This window comes from Serratia sp. Sp408 (genome assembly GCF_057180665.1).
In genome coordinates this window covers 669,101-687,273 of sequence record NZ_JBXUFT010000001.1, presented here as the reverse complement: position 1 = coordinate 687,273, position 18,173 = coordinate 669,101, and the positions used below count along the sequence as shown (strand labels likewise).

15 protein-coding genes are annotated in these 18,173 nt (G+C 52.6%); 3 read left to right on the top strand and 12 right to left on the bottom strand.

What is annotated here, in order from left to right; translation table 11 throughout:
* The first annotated feature begins 5 nt into the window (after positions 1-5).
* The 3 genes from hisA to hisIE are packed head-to-tail and all read left to right on the top strand — an operon-like array spanning position 6 to position 2,109.
* Positions 6-743 carry a 1-(5-phosphoribosyl)-5-[(5-phosphoribosylamino)methylideneamino]imidazole-4-carboxamide isomerase gene (gene hisA, locus AC2AXP_RS03310; protein WP_004965194.1) on the top strand — a complete coding sequence of 246 codons (738 nt, stop codon included), beginning with the start codon at positions 6-8 and terminating at the stop codon, positions 741-743.
* Positions 725-1,501 carry an imidazole glycerol phosphate synthase subunit HisF gene (gene hisF / locus AC2AXP_RS03305; RefSeq protein WP_004965196.1) on the top strand — a complete coding sequence of 259 codons (777 nt, stop codon included), beginning with the start codon at positions 725-727 and terminating at the stop codon, positions 1,499-1,501. Before hisA ends, hisF begins: the two co-directional genes overlap by 19 nt.
* On the top strand, positions 1,495-2,109 hold the full coding sequence (gene hisIE / locus AC2AXP_RS03300; protein WP_004965200.1) for a bifunctional phosphoribosyl-AMP cyclohydrolase/phosphoribosyl-ATP diphosphatase HisIE: 615 nt from the start codon (positions 1,495-1,497) through the stop codon (positions 2,107-2,109). The genes hisF and hisIE overlap by 7 nt, the downstream gene beginning before the upstream one ends.
* A gap of 59 nt (positions 2,110-2,168) precedes the next feature.
* Here the strand turns inward: hisIE and wzzB are convergent, their stop codons facing one another.
* The 12 genes from wzzB to AC2AXP_RS03240 all read right to left on the bottom strand — a co-directional run bounded on the left by wzzB (position 2,169) and on the right by AC2AXP_RS03240 (position 17,752).
* Complete coding sequence (gene wzzB / locus AC2AXP_RS03295) at positions 2,169-3,152, bottom strand: LPS O-antigen chain length determinant protein WzzB (protein ID WP_004965203.1); 984 nt, start codon at positions 3,150-3,152, stop codon at positions 2,169-2,171.
* A gap of 152 nt (positions 3,153-3,304) precedes the next feature.
* On the bottom strand, positions 3,305-4,711 hold the full coding sequence (gndA, locus tag AC2AXP_RS03290; protein WP_198772782.1) for an NADP-dependent phosphogluconate dehydrogenase: 1,407 nt from the start codon (positions 4,709-4,711) through the stop codon (positions 3,305-3,307).
* 191 nt (positions 4,712-4,902) lie between these two features.
* Complete coding sequence (locus AC2AXP_RS03285) at positions 4,903-5,040, bottom strand: hypothetical protein (RefSeq protein WP_164844323.1); 138 nt, start codon at positions 5,038-5,040, stop codon at positions 4,903-4,905.
* Positions 5,041-5,066: 26 nt separating this feature from the next.
* Complete coding sequence (locus AC2AXP_RS03280) at positions 5,067-6,491, bottom strand: mannose-1-phosphate guanylyltransferase/mannose-6-phosphate isomerase (protein WP_273867248.1); 1,425 nt, start codon at positions 6,489-6,491, stop codon at positions 5,067-5,069.
* Between the two features lie 3 nt (positions 6,492-6,494).
* Positions 6,495-7,682 carry a glycosyltransferase family 4 protein gene (locus tag AC2AXP_RS03275; protein WP_088499637.1) on the bottom strand — a complete coding sequence of 396 codons (1,188 nt, stop codon included), beginning with the start codon at positions 7,680-7,682 and terminating at the stop codon, positions 6,495-6,497.
* Complete coding sequence (locus AC2AXP_RS03270) at positions 7,675-8,586, bottom strand: glycosyltransferase (RefSeq protein ID WP_167535638.1); 912 nt, start codon at positions 8,584-8,586, stop codon at positions 7,675-7,677. The genes AC2AXP_RS03275 and AC2AXP_RS03270 overlap by 8 nt, the downstream gene beginning before the upstream one ends.
* Before the next feature lie 100 nt (positions 8,587-8,686).
* Positions 8,687-9,982: an O-antigen polysaccharide polymerase Wzy gene (wzy, locus tag AC2AXP_RS03265; protein WP_088499636.1), complete on the bottom strand. Its 1,296-nt coding sequence runs from the start codon at positions 9,980-9,982 to the stop codon at positions 8,687-8,689.
* A gap of 50 nt (positions 9,983-10,032) precedes the next feature.
* On the bottom strand, positions 10,033-11,268 hold the full coding sequence (locus tag AC2AXP_RS03260; RefSeq protein WP_004965226.1) for a lipopolysaccharide biosynthesis protein: 1,236 nt from the start codon (positions 11,266-11,268) through the stop codon (positions 10,033-10,035).
* A gap of 676 nt (positions 11,269-11,944) precedes the next feature.
* Positions 11,945-12,961, bottom strand: coding sequence for a UDP-glucose 4-epimerase GalE (gene galE, locus AC2AXP_RS03255; protein WP_004965229.1), 1,017 nt, complete (start codon positions 12,959-12,961; stop codon positions 11,945-11,947).
* A 256-nt stretch (positions 12,962-13,217) separates the two neighbouring features.
* Positions 13,218-14,549, bottom strand: coding sequence for a TolC family outer membrane protein (locus tag AC2AXP_RS03250; RefSeq protein ID WP_198772852.1), 1,332 nt, complete (start codon positions 14,547-14,549; stop codon positions 13,218-13,220).
* A 50-nt stretch (positions 14,550-14,599) separates the two neighbouring features.
* On the bottom strand, positions 14,600-15,931 hold the full coding sequence (locus AC2AXP_RS03245) for an HlyD family type I secretion periplasmic adaptor subunit (protein WP_004965232.1): 1,332 nt from the start codon (positions 15,929-15,931) through the stop codon (positions 14,600-14,602).
* A gap of 54 nt (positions 15,932-15,985) precedes the next feature.
* Positions 15,986-17,752 (bottom strand): type I secretion system permease/ATPase, encoded by a 1,767-nt coding sequence (locus AC2AXP_RS03240; protein ID WP_039992294.1) that lies wholly within the window; start codon positions 17,750-17,752, stop codon positions 15,986-15,988.
* Positions 17,753-18,173: the final 421 nt, after the last annotated feature.

Sequence of the window (18,173 nt, the reverse complement as noted above, 5' to 3'; positions counted from 1 at the left end):
GCAGCATGATTATTCCCGCTTTGGATTTGATCGATGGCAACGTGGTGCGCCTGCATCAGGGTGATTACGGCCAACAACGCGACTACGGCAGCGATCCGCTGTTGCGGCTGCAGGATTATCAGCAGCAAGGCGCACAGGTGCTGCATCTGGTGGATCTGACCGGCGCCAAAGACCCGACGGCACGCCAGATTCCGCTATTGCGTAAACTGCTGGCCGGGGTGAACGTGCCGGTGCAGGTAGGCGGCGGTATTCGCAGCCAACAGGACGTTGAGGCGCTGTTAGAGGCCGGCGCCAGCCGGGTGGTGATTGGCTCTACCGCCGTCAAACAGCCGGCGCTGGTGCAGAGCTGGTTTGAGCGCTATGGCGCCGACGCGTTGGTACTGGCACTGGACGTACGCATCAATGCCGAAGGCAGCAAGCAGGTAGCCATCAGCGGCTGGCAGGAAAATTCCGACGCCCAGTTGGAACAGGTGGTTGAACAGTTTCTGCCCTATGGTCTGAAACACGTTCTTTGTACCGATATTTCACGCGACGGTACCCTGGCCGGTTCCAACGTGGCGCTATACCGGGAAATCTGCCAGCGTTATCCGCAGATCGCCTTTCAGGCGTCCGGTGGCATTGGCGGGCTGGATGATATTGCGGCGCTGCGCGGCAGCGGCGTAGAAGGCGTTATCGTGGGGCGCGCCCTGCTGGAAGGTAAATTTAGCGTTGAGGAGGCGATCGCATGCTGGCAAAACGGATAATACCCTGCCTGGACGTGAAGGACGGACAGGTGGTGAAAGGCGTGCAGTTTCGCAACCACGAAATCATTGGCGACATCGTGCCGCTGGCGCAGCGTTATGCGCAAGAAGGTGCCGACGAGCTGGTGTTTTATGATATCACCGCCTCAAGCGACGGCCGCGTGGTGGATAAAAGCTGGGTGTCACGCGTGGCGGAAGTGATCGATATTCCCTTCTGTGTCGCCGGCGGCATCAAAAGCGTCGATGACGCCAGCCAGATACTGTCTTTCGGCGCAGACAAGATTTCGATCAACTCACCGGCATTGGCGGATCCCAGCCTGATCGGTCGCCTGGCGGATCGTTTTGGCGTGCAGTGCATCGTGATCGGCATTGATACCTGGTATGACAGCGAAAGCGGCAAGTATCACGTCAATCAGTATACCGGCGACGAAAGCCGCACCCGCGTTACCCAATGGGAAACGCTGGACTGGGTGAAAGAAGTGCAAAAACGCGGTGCCGGCGAGATCGTGCTGAACATGATGAATCAGGACGGGGTGCGTAACGGCTACGATCTGCAACAGCTGCAGCGCGTGCGCGAGGTGTGCAACGTGCCGCTGATCGCTTCGGGCGGCGCCGGCACCATGGAACACTTCCTGCAGGCCTTCCGTGACGCCAACGTTGACGGCGCCCTGGCCGCATCGGTGTTCCATAAGCAAATTATCAATATCGGCGAACTGAAACGGTTCCTGGCCGATCAAGGCGTGGAGATTCGCGTGTGTTAACAGAACAACAAAAAAACCGGCTCGATTGGCAAAAAACCGGCCAGCTGATGCCGGCGATCGTCCAGCATGCCGTTTCCGGTGAAGTGCTGATGCTGGGTTATATGAACCAGGAGGCGCTGGCAGCGACCGAGCAGAGCGGCAAAGTGACCTTTTTCTCGCGCAGCAAACAGCGCCTGTGGACCAAGGGCGAAAGTTCCGGCAACGTCCTCAATGTGGTCAGCATCACGCCGGACTGCGATAACGATACGCTACTGATTCTGGCCAGGCCGATCGGCCCGACCTGTCACCTTGGCAACAGCAGTTGCTTCCACCCGGCGAACAGCGACTGGGGCTTCCTGTATCAGTTGGAGCAGCTGCTGGCAGAGCGCAAGCATGCCGATCCGAGCAGTTCCTACACCGCCAGCCTGTACGCCAGCGGCACCAAGCGCATCGCGCAAAAAGTCGGCGAAGAAGGCGTGGAAACCGCACTGGCCGCAACGGTCAACGATCGTGCCGAGCTGACCAACGAAGCGTCAGATCTGATTTACCATCTGCTGGTATTGCTGCAGGATCAGCAGCTAGATCTCAGTACGGTGATCGGCCGTCTGCGCGAGCGCCACGCCAAATAACCGAATTTTGGCCAAAAAAAACCCGGCAGCGCCGGGTTTTAATCAACATAATCCGATCGTTACGACGTTCTCTTCAGATCTTTCACCGCATTGCGCAAAATGACAATCGCCGAGCCGACGATCAGGCCGACAATCAGCGCCAGCAAAATGGTCAGCGCGCGTTTCGGACTGTCACGCAACTCGGGCAGATCGGGACGCTGGATATAGCGGTAGGCGCTCAACCCGTCCAGGTTTTCTTCATAATTGTTCAGTGCAATCAACGCACGCTGGGTTTCATAGTACTCACGATCCAGCGCCAGAGGACGCGTACTTTCGTTGGCCAGCAACGAATTCAGCGCCGGTGCGCCCAGCAGGAACAGGCTGTCATCGGACAGGTCTTCCGACATCTGGACCTTCGGCTCCTGGATCTTGGCCGCCGTCGCGACTTTCACGGCTTCGCGCAGCACTTTCAAGCGCTGATTCTTTTTCTCTTCGGCCACGCCCAACTGTGCGGCAAGCGTTTCGTTTAATTCCTTTTTCTTCACCACCAGCGTGCTTTTAATGTCATCTTTGGCACCGTTCACCACCACGCGGTTGACGTTATCAATGTAGACCTGCAGTTTTTTCTGCGCTTCGGCGGCGCTGGTAGCGGTAAAGGAGATCCGCAGAGGATCGTTGGAGCCGCTGACCAAAGGATTAACGTTCAGTTTCAATGGCGTTTTCATACGTTGTAACGACATCGACAAGGAAGTCATGGTTCCATTGAAGCGGTTGAACAGCAGTTCCTGCAACGCCGGAATAGAGGTTTTATCCTGTGGCGAAGAGGTGAAAATAATATTTTGCGCAGTATTGTAGTTGGCCAGCTGGCCGGCCGTCGGACGACTCACCACCGCTTCCGAGGTCCATTGCTGTTTGGCAACCGCCAAATAAATGCCACCCAGAATCAATGTCACTATGATCGAAATAATTATCGTCTTTTTACCCTGCCATAACTGGAGTACGACGCCAATCAGGGAAAAGTCATCGCCGCGTGAAGAGGCTAACGGTTTATTTTCAAAAGTCATATATTTCTCAGACAATTAACAGGCATGAAAATCAAAAAATTGCGCGTTGCCGTGTGACAAATGACGCGATGAGGGAGATGCTGGAGAAGATGCAAAAACGTTCTTCCAGGCGGAAGAACGTTTTGTTTTTAAACCTTATGACCGCTGGAAACTCAGCTCAGCCATTCGGTGTGGAACACGCCTTCTTTATCGGTGCGCTTGTAAGTGTGCGCACCGAAGTAGTCGCGCTGCGCCTGGATCAGGTTCGCCGGCAGCACCGCAGAACGGTAGCTGTCATAGTAGGCGATGGCAGCGGAGAAGGTTGGCGTCGGGATACCGTTTTGTACCGCATAGGAAACCACATCACGCAGCGCCTGCTGGTATTCGTCGGCGATTTGCTTGAAGTAAGGCGCCAGCAGCAGGTTGGCGATGTCGGCATTTTCTGCGTAGGCATCGGTGATCTTCTGCAGGAACTGCGCACGAATGATGCAGCCGGCGCGGAAGATCTTGGCGATTTCGCCGTAGTTCAGATCCCAGTTATTTTCTTTGGACGCCGCTTTCAGCTGTGAGAAGCCCTGCGCGTAAGAAACGATTTTGCCCAGGTACAGAGCGCGACGCACTTTTTCGACAAACTCGGCCTTGTCACCGGAGATGACCGCCGCCGTTGGGCCGCTCAGCACTTTGGACGCGGCAACGCGTTGCTCTTTCAGCGAGGACAGGTAGCGCGCAAACACCGACTCGGTGATCAGCGACAGTGGCTCACCCAGATCCAGCGAGCTCTGGCTGGTCCACTTGCCAGTGCCTTTGTTGGCGGCTTCGTCGAGGATCACATCAACCAGGTATTTACCTTCTTCATCTTTTTTGGTGAAGATGTCTTTGGTGATGTCGATCAGGTAGCTGTTCAGTTCGCCTTTGTTCCATTCGGCAAAGGTGGTGGCCAGGTCTTCGTTGCTCAGGTTCAGCGCCTGCTTCAGCAGCGAGTAGGCTTCGGCGATCAGCTGCATGTCGCCGTATTCGATGCCGTTGTGTACCATTTTCACGTAGTGACCGGCACCGTCGGCGCCAATGTAGGTCACGCAAGGTTCGCCTTCGGCAACCGCGGCGATTTTCTCCAGGATTGGCGCAACCAGTTCATAGGCTTCTTTCTGGCCGCCAGGCATGATGGAAGGACCTTTCAGCGCGCCCTCTTCACCGCCGGAAACGCCGGTGCCGATGAAGTTGAAACCCTGGTCAGACAGTTCGCGGTTACGGCGAATGGTGTCCTGATAGTAGGTGTTGCCACCGTCGATCAGGATGTCGCCTTTATCCAGATGCGGCGTCAAAGACGCGATAGTCTTATCGGTTGCTTCGCCTGCTTTGACCATCAGCAAAATGCGACGTGGTTTTTCCAGCGATTCAACGAATTCTTCGACGGTATAGTACGGCGCCAGGTTTTTACCCGGGTTCTCGGCGATAACTTCGTCAGTCTTGTCTCCAGAACGGTTGAAGATGGAAACGGTATAACCGCGACTTTCGATGTTGAGTGCCAGATTGCGGCCCATTACCGCCATGCCGACAACGCCGATTTGTTGTTTGGACATTACTAACTCCTGTCTGAAGTAGGACGTCTGAGGCTACAACTCGTGCCTCAGCTATGTATCAAGCATGTTAACTCAGGTACAAGGAAAGAGGATAGCAATTGATGTGATAGGCAATAAAAGTAAGAAAAACACGCAGTAACTCCTCGTAATTGCTCATTTTTATTCCACACATCTGCAAATGACATGAATTCTTAACGCGTCAGCACCGCGAGAATTTCTTCTGTTTTTTCTTTCATTAATTGCCCGTTAGCCGACAACTCGACCTTCGGCCGCAATGCGAGCGCATCTCCACTGGCAAGCTTGCCTCGCGCCTGCTCGGCGATAAACACCTCAACGTATTTTCGACACCGTTGCCTTAAATCCGCCCGTAGCGATCGTGCAAACGCTCGATGTCATCTTCACCCAGATAGTGTCCGGACCTGACCTCAATCATTTCCAAATCGATTTTACCCGGGTTTTCAAGCGTATGAACGCTACCGGCGGCGATGAAGGTCGACTGGTTTTCCGCCAGATAAAACTCGTTACCATCAACGTTTACTTTTGCCATCCCGCTGACCACCACCCAGTGCTCGGCACGATGCAGGTGGCGCTGCACCGACAGGCCCTCCCCCGGACGAACGATGATTTTCTTCACTTCGAAGTGTTCGCCGCGGTCAATATCGCTGATTTTCCCCCACGGGCGGTAGGCCGATGAATGCTGGCGGAAGTGGTGGAGGTTGCGTTTTTTCAGTTCATCGACCACTTTTTTCACTTCCTGCACCCGGTCTTTTACCGAAATGAGCAATGCATCGTTGGTATTGATGACAACTATATTTTCTAGGCCAATAGTAGCGACCAAAGCGTTCTCTGAAGAAATATAGTTATTGCTCGAGTCGATGGAGATGATTTCGCCGTCCGTCACGTTACCCTGCGCATCTTTATCGGACACATCCCACAACGAAGACCAGGAACCCACGTCGCTCCAGCCGGCATCGATCGGGATCACCACCGCCGCCTGGGTTTTTTCCATCACCGCGTAGTCGATCGAGTCGCTTGGACAATGATTGAAAATCTGCTCATCGACGCGAATAAAGTTCATATCACGGTGGCTTTGCTGAATCGAGCGTTGCGTGATTTGATAAATTTCCGGGCTGAGGGTTTTCAATTCGGCCAGGAAGGTCTCCGCCTTGAACATAAACATGCCGCTGTTCCAGCTATATTCTCCGCTGGCCAAATATTCCCGCGCCTTTTCAAGGCAAGGTTTTTCCACGAAGGCATCAACCTCGAAGCACGCATCGCAGAACGCACTACCGCGTTTGATGTAACCGTAACCGGTTTCCGGATGTTCAGGGATGATGCCGAAGGTGACCAACTGCCGTTTGGCAGCGTATTCCATTGCCAGGTTAATTGCGCGGTGGAAAACATCCACGTTCTTGATCAAATGGTCAGCGGCCAGTACCAACAGCGTATCACCCGGGCTGCTTTCCGCTGCCAAATGCGCAGCCAGCGCCACTGCCGGCGCGGTGTTACGGCCACTTGGCTCCAAGATGATATTGCTACCCAGACGTTCGATTTCGCGCAGTTGCTCGGCAACCAGGAAGCGATGCTGTTCATTGCAAATCACCAACGGATCCGCGACCTCGATGCCTTGCAGACCGGTCAGGCGCTGCAGGGTTTGCTGCAATAAACTGAAGCCCGTATTATCAATCGATAAAAACTGCTTGGGAAAAGCTTCGCGCGACAGAGGCCACAGACGGCTGCCGGTACCACCTGCCATGATGACAGGAATTAACTTGGACATGAGTTAACCTTCGATTAATTTATCAATCTGCTCGACAAACGGTTGTAATTGCGTGGCCCAGCTTTGATTGCGTGCAATGAAGGCCTTGCCGTTTAGCGAAATGCGTTGATAGTAGTCTTGATTGCTGTTCAGTTTCAAAACTGCCTGTACGTAGTCGTCTACGCTTTCGGCAATGATCAGATCCCGATCCGGCTGCGCATGGATGCCTTCATAACCGACGGAAGAAACAATCGCCGGAATGCCATGCGCCATATATTCCAGCACTTTGTTTTGCACGCCGGCGCCAAGGCGCACGGAACAGATACCGGCCAGTGCCGGCACCGTATAATGACCGATGTCTTCGATCTCCCCCGTCACTTCAACGCCTGGGTACTGCAGCAGGCTCTTGATGCTGCTTTCTTGGATACGGCCAATCACCACGAAGGTATAATCGCCATGCTGGCGTAATACCGGCATCACTTTACTGGCAAACCACAGGGCGGCATCCATGTTCTGCACGGAATTCATATTGCCGATAAAGACCAAACGTTTTGAATCATTCTTTTCGCTGTTAGTGTAGGACGACATATCTACGCCGTTAGAACACACCAAAACTTTATTATCGTAGTTATTTTTATATAAATATTCTTTGTCTACTTTAGAAACAAATACTGCCAAATCAATTTTTTCGATTAATTGTCTTTCATAACAGTTCAAGCGATTTTGCTCGAGCGAGTAAATGAAGTTTTTTAACCCCGCCTTACCCGCGACCTGACGCACCCGTTCGTAATTCATCGAGATGGCGTCGGTCATCTCTACCACTTTAGGTTGGGGAAGATTAACGATGTATTCGCTGGTGCGCACCAGGTGCGCCAATAACAGCTGACACTCTCTGGCCTTGCTATTGACCAGCTGTTGAAACTCGTCCGAACGGTAGTAGGCAATCTGCAATGGCGTACGTTTAAAAACGTTTACCATTGTCAGCAGTGTGTTCAGTCGGGATTTCCAGGTGGGCAACATGACGCGATGCACTTCTGAAAATACGCCGTCCTGCGGCACCGGATAGTTTAATTCGCTTGGCGTTTCACAGAGAGAGACCAGAATCAATTCATACTTTTTGGCGAGTTCTTTGCAAATATTAAATATTCTCAAACGGTCACCGCCAATTACCGGATATGGAAACCGCGGGGTGACTATCAAAATTTTATTCACCGTTCCCTCTCTTCAGTAGACGGTTTAATTCACTTTCTATTTGATGATGCTCTTGCGGCGCACGCGGCGAATAAAACGCGTCGCCAAACCCTTGCCCCAAGAAACGCTCCATGGCGGCCAGCCCTTGCTTGAAGTCATGGCCGTCGCGGTACAGCCAGACAAATTCGTCACGCTGCTCTTTGAAGGTAGCAATGTCGGACGCCAGGACCAGTTTACCGGCCAGTTTACCTTCGGCAATGGTACGCCCGTACCCTTCGTTAAGCGAATGCGCCCAGACAAACGAACAAGAGTGATACAGTGCGACAATGTCTTCATCGGCAATCTGCGGATAGATGGTCACGTGCTGCTGAATAGCCGCGAACTCGGGCCGTGCGAGCATCGAACGATCGCCGCTCATGCCAATCACCCGCAGCGGCAGCTGGCGGTATAACCCGCTTTGCAGGTAAAGCATCAGCGCGCCGTGGAAATCTTTGTTTTCGCCGCGTCCGGAACACAGCAGGATGAACTTTTCATCCGAAGGGCTGGTTTTGGCAATCAGGCTCTCGAAGCGATAAAAACCGTTGAGTAAAACGCGCTTTTCACACGCCGGGAAGCAGTTATAGATATTGGCCTGCCGCAAGATCGCCTGGGAAACAAAAAACACCTTGCGCTTCAAGGCGCAGGCAAACTGCTGACTGATACGAATATACAACGCCGCAAAGCTGGTTTTTTTATTCGGGATAAAGTCATGCACCACCATCACCGACTTTGGCGAGAGCGCCCCCAACAGGGCGATCGAATTATAAGGATAAATGGTGACTGTCGCCCGTGAAAACCAGGCGTAAAGCGGTACGTAGCATTGCTCGAACAGTACAAAGAGAATATTAATCAGCCCGCGTGGCAGCTTGTACCATAAACGAGGCATGCGCAGCTGGACACACTCATAGCCCAGTTTATTCAGGGCAAACGCAAGATTGTCACAGTATACCGGGATACCTCGATGCAGGTAGCCAGAGAAAAAATTGTTAATCAAGATTTTTTTCATCAGATTGCTGTGGCCTTACAAAAAAAAGATAGGAAATCAAAATAACGGGCAACGCTTTAAACAACGAGACGAAGGGTTGAACCATCTCCGCGCGGGTCGTATAGAACAGGAACGGCAGCATGGCGATACCGCACAGGTTCAGGATTGGATTGCGCGTTTGTAATAATTTATCAATCACCACGATAAACAGGATGCAATAGCCGAACAGCACCAGCGGGAACAGCACCGTGGAGACAATCATCGACTCAAGCAGAATCGACGATGACAGGGCAATCCCCTCGCTGGCACCGGAGAGCGCCACATGGGTATAGGCCTGTGCAACCGTTGCGTCACCGCTACCGATGCCAATCAGATCGAAGAACTGTCTGAACACCAGGGCCGGGTCGACGCCGGCCAACACCTCCGGCCCGCTCGACATTTGCAGTACGTCCTTGATGCCAAACACGGTCGAAGAAAGCGAATCCAGCACGATCAGCAGGTAGCTGGTGAAATCGATGGTAAAACCTTCACGCACGTATGACACCACGCTGAGCAACACAAACACCGCGATCACCGGTACCACCCCGGTCATACGCTTAAACAGCTGGTAACCCCGTTGTCTGTTTTGTATTGCCACCAAAATGAACAGCGCCATCAATGAGAAGAAAAACTTGTTCCTGACGCCGATCACCAGATCCGAGGCAATCATCAACAAGCCAATGAACTTCACCTTTTTAGAGCTGGGGAACAGGAACACCGCCAGACCGAGCACATTGGAGAACCCGCTGATCGAACGAATGATAAACGGCACCGAGGCGTGCAACTCATCGCCCTCGGTATAAATCGCCAAGTGACCCAGCCCGGAAGAAATCAGGAATGATGCGTAGACAAATATTTTATAAAACTGGCAAACCGCCACCAGCAGAAACACCAGATAGAAAATCTGGCTTAACTGATACTCGTTGCGCCAGGTCGTGGCCTTGACCTCAAACAGAGGACAGCAGGCAAACAGGAACAGGTTGACCCAGATAACCGACAGTAAAAAAAGCTGAAAATTGGCGTCCGTGGTCGTATAGATAAGATAGACCGCCGGTATGCCCAGTATCAGCGAAAACATAAAGCAGAACATCAGCGCCAGCGAGAAGTAACGTATCCGGTTAAAGTAGAAAAACGCCAACACGCTGAAGAAGAGGATACTGACGATGGCAAAGGTAATATTTCTGTTACTGTCGAGCAGGTTCAGCGCCGAGGTTATCGCCATGAAAACCGCAAACAGCGCGGCAAGAGAAAATGTCAAAACGACATTTTGCTTCCTCATGTCTATCTGCAGGGGGGAATAGGTTTGGCTCATAAAGTAGGCTTGTCTTTTTTCATATAGATAAACAGGAAGAGTAATAAGCAGACAAAACTGATCGACTCTACCAGCAGAATAGAGCCTGCGGTGCCAGTCACCCCCCAACGGGTGGTGGCATAGTACATCGCCGGCAATGCGACGATAAAGCACAGAATGGAGGTAAACAGACCGACCTTGAATAACCCTTGCGATTGCAGCATTGCCGTCAGCGCGCCGTTAACGCACTTGACCGCGGCAATCATTAAGAAAATCACGATCAGGCTTTGGGTATACGCATTATCCAGCAGGAAATACTTGCCAAACAGCAGTATCAACAGGTAATAAGCGAGCGTCGAAAATAGGGTGTAGCCAATAATCAAGCCGAAAAACTTGGTTAACAACGCCGAGCAATTACGATTGAAACCGAGCGGAATACCGCAGAACTTGGCATATGCCACCGTCGACAGCACCGATGACACCATCACCAGCGGATCGACCATGCGGAAAACCTGCCCATAGGCAGCCAGGTTTTCCGGCGAGAAATGCTTGATGTAGAAGTTATCCAGACGGCTGTAAAATATGACGATAACCGCAGTAAGCCCAATGCTGTAGGTATGTCGATAGAGCGGCGCAATCTCTTTTAACCGGCTGAGGCGCAATACCCGCAGCCAGGAAAAATCGGTGGCGAACATCAGTTTACTCACCACCAGCAACGAGAAGATCACCTCAACGCACAGATATACCCAGGGTGATAACGCCATGGCCGAAAAATAACTGATGGCAAAAAACACCCCCAGTAACAACGTGGCCAAAATAACCCGATCCAACAGCATGCGGTTATTGTTCTGCGACTGAAAATAACTGACTGCCAGATTAAATAATAACGAGAAAGGCAACACCAGCGCTAATGGCAGCAGGAAACCTGCCTCATAGCCTTGGAAAATCAACACGGAAAAAACCACCAGGCTGACGATCACACCAACGCTGATCTTTTGTAAACACACCAACTCAAGCAACCGCGTTCTTTCTTGCTGCTGTAATTCGGTATAACGACGGATAACAAATACATCGACACCGAAATCAACCACGATCCGCATGATTTCGATGATACCGACCAGCAGCACAAAGTCCCCGCCGTTTTCGATACCTAAAGAACGGGTAATAAGGATAATGGCCAGCGTTTTAAGACTGAAATAACATATTTTATTAATCAGCGAATAAAAACCATCTGATAATATTTCTTTAATCATTTTACTACTCAGCCATGCGCTTGTTTATTACTCAAACCTGTTTCAGAAGGCCACGGTTTGACGAAAATGGCATTATTTCTGGCTTAACTCGCCAGCAAACAATGAAGAAAATTTAACAGATAGCCGTACTGCGTAATGAAAACCGTTTACATTATACGCCGGCGACTTGTTTGGTTCGGAAATAACATCGGGGTTTAAACCTGCAACACGCCTCGACAGCGCCGATTTTATGCACGCTACCGCCCTTGGCTTGCAGCTACCAATGCACTGGGGATTTCATAAACGGCGTTCATCGACCAAAAACGCCCGGCTTGACGTCCAGTTTCTGCCAGCGCGTGTCAATTAGATAACCGCTGTTAATACATTTACTAAACAAATTTGGCCAATGTTACCATAGCGACTGAAACACCAACAGCGCCGCTGGCCAGCGATAGTAGGCCGTTTTCCCCTCGCCAGCAAATACAAATGATTTAAAAAAAACCGATTGCCTGATTTGCCTCCGCTAAGACATATCTTAGCGCTTGCCCTGCCCGACGCCGGAACCGCATATTTAATTTGCGCCTCAGTTGGCCGAGTCAAATAGCGATCTGATGCACCAGCGGATAATAACGCACGTTATTACCTTACCGGCAAAGCTTATTCCGCAGCGGATCCGCTTGCCAGCAACGGGTTGACTTTACTTTTTATATCCCTGGGGATTGTTGCTCTGCCAGTTCCAGGTATCACGCATCATTTCATCAATGCCGCGTTTGACTTCCCAACCCAGCTCCCGCTTGGCCAACGCGGCATCGGCCCAGAACGCCGGCAGGTCGCCGTCTCGGCGTGGCAGAATTTGATAGGGGATCGTTACCCCAGCGGCTTTTTCAAAGGCATGAACCATCTCCAGCACCGAGTAACCGACCCCGGCGCCGAGATTGTAGGCTTTGCAGCCGCTGTTGCCGTTTAAATGATCCATCGCCATCAGATGCCCTTCGGCCAGATCCATAACGTGAATGTAATCACGCACCCCGGTGCCATCCTTGGTCGGATAGTCGCCGCCAAAGATACCGAGCTTCTCCAGTTTGCCGATGGCCACTTGCGCAATGTACGGCAACAGGTTGTTAGGAATACCGTTCGGATCTTCACCGATAAGCCCCGAAGGATGCGCTCCCACCGGGTTGAAGTAGCGCAGCGCGATAATGGAAAACGCCGGCTCGGCCTTGGCGAAATCCTGCAGAATCTGCTCGACCATCAGCTTTGAGGTGCCGTAAGGGCTGGTTGTGCCGCCGATCGGCGTGGTTTCTACGTACGGTACCGGCGCATTGGCGCCATAGACGGTGGCAGAAGAACTGAAGATAAACTGGTGTACGCCGGCCTCGCGCATCGCCTGCAGCAGAACCAGGGTGCCGGCAACGTTGTTCTGGTAATATTCTAACGGCTTGCGGGTAGACTCACCGACCGCCTTCAGACCGGCAAAATGAATCACCGAGGAGATGTCATGCGCGTCAAAAATGCGCTTTAGGCATACGCGATCCTGGATATCGCCCTGATAGAACACCGCGGCCTTGCCGGTTAATTGTTCGACCCGGTGCAGAGATACCTCGGATGCGTTCGACAAGTTATCCAGTACTACGACATTTTCACCACGCTCTAACAGCGCCAATACGGTATGTGACCCAATATAGCCGGCACCGCCGGTGACCAAAATCGCCATAACTTCTCCTCATTTGTGCCCGATGGCACGATATAGTTCGAACTCAGCTGCCTTATTCTACTCCTTAATTATCTTTCTGTGTGCTAACTGTCACCGTCATCAAAGTAGAAATGGACAAAAAAACCGCGGGTTGCTGCGGTCAACCTTCACGTCCGAGGTCATAAGGCTGGATGAGAGTAAAACGAGGCCGCGCCGAGATCTGTCAGAAAGAACTGAAAAGGCCCGACGGTAAGACACCGTCAGGCCGGGGAAATGCCTACTTCGCCCGCGCGAAATACTGCGCTACGCGTTTCACATCGTTCTCATCAAGGGTGCCGGAATCGCTCAGCAAGGTGATCCAGGATTTTATGTAGGTGTATTTGGCCGACGCCAGATCGCGTTGCGCACTGTACAGTTGCTGCTCGGCGTTGAGCACGTCAACGTTGACACGCTGCCCGGCCAGCACGCTTTTACGCGTGGCCTCCACCTGCGTGGTGGCCGATTTGACCGCCAGCTCATAGGCCGCCAGCTTGGCGCGACTACTGATGCACAAATTAAACTGTTTACGCAAATCGTTGAGCGTGGTGCCTACCTGCGCATCCATCTCGTACATCGCCTGACCATAGCGTGCCGCCGCCTGGCGGGTCGAGGCGGCGACACCGCCGCCCGAATAGATCGGCATGCTGACCTGCACGCCAATGCTGTCGGTGCGGTATTTCTGGTTGACGGTGTTATCGCTGCTGGAGTCATTCTCGGAATGGCTGGCGTAAATCTGTACCTGCGGCATAAAGCCGGCACGACTGCGTTCCACATCGTACTTGGCTGCATCCACCCCATGACGCGAAGCCGCCAGTTCCGGGTTGTTCTGCATGGCAATTTTCTGCCACTCCTCAAACTTGGAGGGGATCAACGGCGCGATCTGGAATTTGCCCGGCCGCAATACCTGTAACTCGTCAAACTGGCTGAGCGGCATGCCGATGATCACTTCCAGTTCCCGCTGCGCCGCGTCCAGCGCGTCGCGTGCTTCGATCTCCTGCGCTTCGGCCAGGCTATAACGCGCCTGCGTTTCGGACAGGTCGGTGACCGTCCCCTCACCGGCAGTCAGCAAACGATCGTTGAGCGCCAGCTGTTCTTTATAGGCCGCCTTTTGCGCTTCTGCCAAGGCAATCTGATCTTTGGCATACGCGACTTCGACGTAAGCGCCAACCACGCGCACCGCCAGATCCATAAATTTGGCACGGTAACGCTCATCAGACATCAGCGTCTGTGCCACGCCGGCTTTATATCGCGCATAGGCCTCGTAATCGAACACCGGCTGGGTCAGCGTCACCGAGCCGGAATAACTGCGATATTGCTGACTGTTGGTGGTCTGGATCGTTTCGCCGGTAAATATATTGCTCTGCGGTTGTTTCACCGTTTGCCAGTTCTTGGGGGCGTTCTGGTAGTTGAATGCCACTTTTGGCAGCAAGCCGGCTCGACCGATATTTTTGTTTTCGTCCCCTGCCTGTTTCTCTTTTAATGCCGCCTGGAAGGTCGGATCCTTATCAAGTGCCAGCGAGTATGCGTCCAAAATCCCTATCGAATAAACCGGCGCAGACATCGCAAACATACAGGCGCTGGCCACCAGGCCAGTCGCCCGCCGTTTAAATCGATTCAAAATTATTCCTCAGTCAATGAAGTATGAGCGCGATCCAAAATAGGTTTAAACAGGTAACTGAGCAGCGAACGCGAACCGGTTTTAACAAACACCTCAACCGGCATACCTGGCTTGATTTCTTCCGCGTTGAGCTTTTTCATCCCTTCCGGCGTCACCGTTACCTGCATCTGGTAATAAGGTTCGCCGTTGGCCTTATCCACCAGTCTGTCGGCGGAAATCAGCGTCACCGAGCCTTCTATTTTCGGGGTTTTGTTCTGATTGAAGGCGGTAAACATCAGATCGACCGGCAAGCCATGATAGACCTTGTCGATCATGTCTACCTTCAAGCGCGCATCCACCACCAGATTGGCCTGGCTTGGCACCACATCCATCAGGTGATCCCCCGCTCCCACGACGCCCCCCTGAGTGAAGATGGTCAAACCGACCACCGTGCCGTCGACCGGTGAGGTGATTGCGGTATTGCCCAGATCGAAGTTCGCCATTTCCAGCTTGTTTCTAAATTCACTGGCGTCCATCTGCGTTTGCGCCAGCTGGGTTCGAACCTCCCGTTGATAATCGGCAAAACGTTGATCCACTTTCTGTTGCGACTCTTGCAGCTGTTTCTGCAGTTGACCAATGCGTCCCAAGGTCTCATCGATGCTGCCATTGACTTCGGCAAACTGGCGCTGCACTTCCAGATAGCGGTTGCGCGGCAGATAGCCGTCTGCCGCCAGCTGTTTCATGCTGTTCATCTGCTCGCGCAGGCTGGCAAGCTGGATGTTTTTATTGACCTTGGAATCCTGCAACCCTTTCAACTGGAAGCGCATGCCATCCATCGATTGTTTATAACCATCAATTTCGCTTTGCAGGCCGAGGCGACGTGAATGGAACAGCTGGTTTTGCAGCGCAATGATTTCCGCTACCCGCGGCTGCGTTTGCAACTGCAGCAGTACCGGTGAAAAGGTGACTTTATCCAGCCCATCGCGTTCGGCCAGCAGTCTGCCCTCCGTCGCCAGGGTGGTGTAATACTGATCGCGCAGTGAATCAACCTGCGCCTGCGCCTGTACCTGGCTCAGCTGTACCAATACTTCGCCGGCCTTGACCTTGTCGCCTTCTTTTACCGCGATGTTTTTGATGATACCGCTGGCCGGCGCCTGCACCGTTTTGCGGTTACCGGACACGATCACCGAGCCTGGTGACGCCACGCCTTTGTCCAACGGCGCGAAGGCCGCCCAGGCGAAGAAGCCAAACAGCCCCACGCCCACCACCAGCCACCCCATGCGGGTAAAACGACGTTCATCCTGCGGGATCTGCTGTGAATACGAGTCCTGCGGCTCGCCAATTTGCATAGACATACCAACTCCTTTGACTGCAGGCGGCCATGACAGCACCGCCAGGCAAGTTCACAACTAATTTGTTTGAGTTTTTGGGAAGTTGCCTTCATCCGTCGGTGTATTCACCGCGCGCACCGCCTGTTGGCTAGCCTGGGCTTTCTGCGCATTGGTCAACGCCTGCAATACCTGTTGCGTTGGACCAAACGCATTGACCACGCCATTGGTCAGCAGTAACAGTTTGCTGGTCATCGACAGTAAATTGGTGCGGTGCGTAATCAGGATCACGGTTTTATTGCGCTGTTTGAGGAACAGAATTGCCTGGTTCAAGGCTTTCTCGCCGGCGTCGTCCAGATTGGAGTTCGGCTCGTCGAGCACCACCAGCGACGGATCGCCATATAAGGCCCGCGCCAGCCCGATACGCTGTTTCTGGCCGCCGGACAGGCCGGCTCCGCCGTTACCGATAATCGAGTCATAGCCTTTCGGGAAGCGCAAAATGAGTTCATGCACGCCGGCCAGTTTGGCCGCCTCGATGACCTTTTCGGAGTCCACTTCGTTAAAGCGGGCGATGTTCTCGGCAATGGTGCCGGCGAACAGCTCGATATCCTGTGGCAGATAGCCGATGTACGGCCCCAGTTCGTCCTTGTTCCATTGATAAATGTCGGCATTGTCCAGGCGGACAATACCTTCGCTGACCGGCCAGATACCGACCAGCAAACGCGCCAGCGTCGACTTGCCCGATGCACTCGGGCCGATAATCCCCAACACGTCGCCGGGCTGCAGCGCAAAGCTCACGTTGTGCAACACCGCTTCGACCTTGGATCCCGGCGGAGCGGCGGTAACGCCCTCGACCGACAGTACCCCTTCCGGACGCGGCAGCGACATGCCGGTTCCGCGCTGCGGATGCTCATCCAGCAACTTGACCAGACGGCCATAGGACAGTTTGGCGGCGCTCCAGCTCTTCCAGACGTTAATCACCTGTTCAATCGGCGCCAGGGTTCGCCCCATCAGAATCGAACCGGCGATCATCATCCCCGGCGTGATGTGACCGTCGATCGCCAACCATCCCCCGAGCCCCAGCACCAGCGACTGCAACGAAAGACGGACGAATTTGGTTACCGAGGTCACTCTGGCAGCGCGTTCGCTGGCCACACGTTGACTATTGAGGAACCGCTGATGCAGACCAAACCAACGACGCTTTAAATTCGGCAACATGCCCAACGCTTCGATCACTTCCGCATTGCGCAAATTGGTGCTCGCCAGACTGCCGGACATGATGGACAGTTTGCTGGCCTCCCCCAACGGCTTTTTCGACACCATTTCGTTAATCACCGCCAGCGCGATCAACAGCAGCGATCCGACCAGGGCAAAAAGTCCCAACCACGGATTGAAGAGGAAAATCACCAGCAGGTAAATCGGAAACCAGGGCGCATCAAAAAACGCAAATAAGGCGCTACCGGTGAGAAATTGACGCAACGTAGTCAGATCGCCCAGCATTTGCCCGGCGTCGGACGAGCCGTTTTTAAGATTTGATTCGTATGCTGCGGTGTAGATACGCGTATTGAGGCGCATATCCAGTTGGCTGCCGATGCGGATCACCACCATGCTGCGCACGTATTCCAGCATGGCCATCATGCCGAACAACCCCAGCATGATCAGCGTTAACATCAGCAAAGTGATTTCATTACGCGAAGGAAGAACCCTGTCATATACCTGAAGCATGTAAACAGAAGGAACGAGCATTAATAAATTTATAAATGCAGTAAATATACCAACGGTCCAAAAAACTTTACTGCGTGTGCGTATAACATCCGCAATCTCATTGCGCGGTATGAATTGGTTCACTTTTTATCCTTACTTCACCTACGCTGCCAGTCAAATCCACAGTGATACGTACTAAGGAAAATCTTAATACGCTCATCATCCCAACCCTGCTCAAGACTACAGCGGCTTTTTCATTAACTATAGTTAGACAATCCGAGTTTCGGCAAGATACCAACGAAAAAAAAATCATCGCAGAGAGAATAAATAACAACATGAATCTTATAGGGTTTCTTAGGTAAACAGACAGGCAAAAAGCATAACATCAGTTACTGTAGGGTTAGTGCGGTGAAGAATCGTTCACTTTGCCTAATGTCACCAAATTGAATCATTAGAATACTAATAATAAACAATAATTTTTGGAAATATAACCCTATAATAACTCTGTTAAAAAGATTTTTGCCTTTCTCTGGTCAGCGCCATTTCCGCCGAATAAAAAAGCTTA

Bases quoted from the DNA above. Each gene is read 5' to 3' on its own strand.
- hisF (WP_004965196.1), top strand. From the start codon at position 725: ATGCTGGCAAAACGGATAATACCCTGCCTGGACGTGAAGGACGGACAG.
- AC2AXP_RS03280 (WP_273867248.1), bottom strand. From the start codon at position 6,491: ATGTCCAAGTTAATTCCTGTCATCATGGCAGGTGGTACCGGCAGCCGT.
- AC2AXP_RS03260 (WP_004965226.1), bottom strand. From the start codon at position 11,268: ATGATTAAAGAAATATTATCAGATGGTTTTTATTCGCTGATTAATAAA.
- AC2AXP_RS03245 (WP_004965232.1), bottom strand. From the start codon at position 15,931: ATGTCTATGCAAATTGGCGAGCCGCAGGACTCGTATTCACAGCAGATC.
- gndA (WP_198772782.1), bottom strand. From the start codon at position 4,711: ATGTCCAAACAACAAATCGGCGTTGTCGGCATGGCGGTAATGGGCCGC.
- AC2AXP_RS03250 (WP_198772852.1), bottom strand. From the start codon at position 14,549: ATGTTTGCGATGTCTGCGCCGGTTTATTCGATAGGGATTTTGGACGCA.
- wzzB (WP_004965203.1), bottom strand. From the start codon at position 3,152: ATGACTTTTGAAAATAAACCGTTAGCCTCTTCACGCGGCGATGACTTT.
- AC2AXP_RS03270 (WP_167535638.1), bottom strand. From the start codon at position 8,586: ATGCCTCGTTTATGGTACAAGCTGCCACGCGGGCTGATTAATATTCTC.
- galE (WP_004965229.1), bottom strand. From the start codon at position 12,961: ATGGCGATTTTGGTCACCGGCGGTGCCGGCTATATTGGGTCACATACC.
- hisA (WP_004965194.1), top strand. From the start codon at position 6: ATGATTATTCCCGCTTTGGATTTGATCGATGGCAACGTGGTGCGCCTG.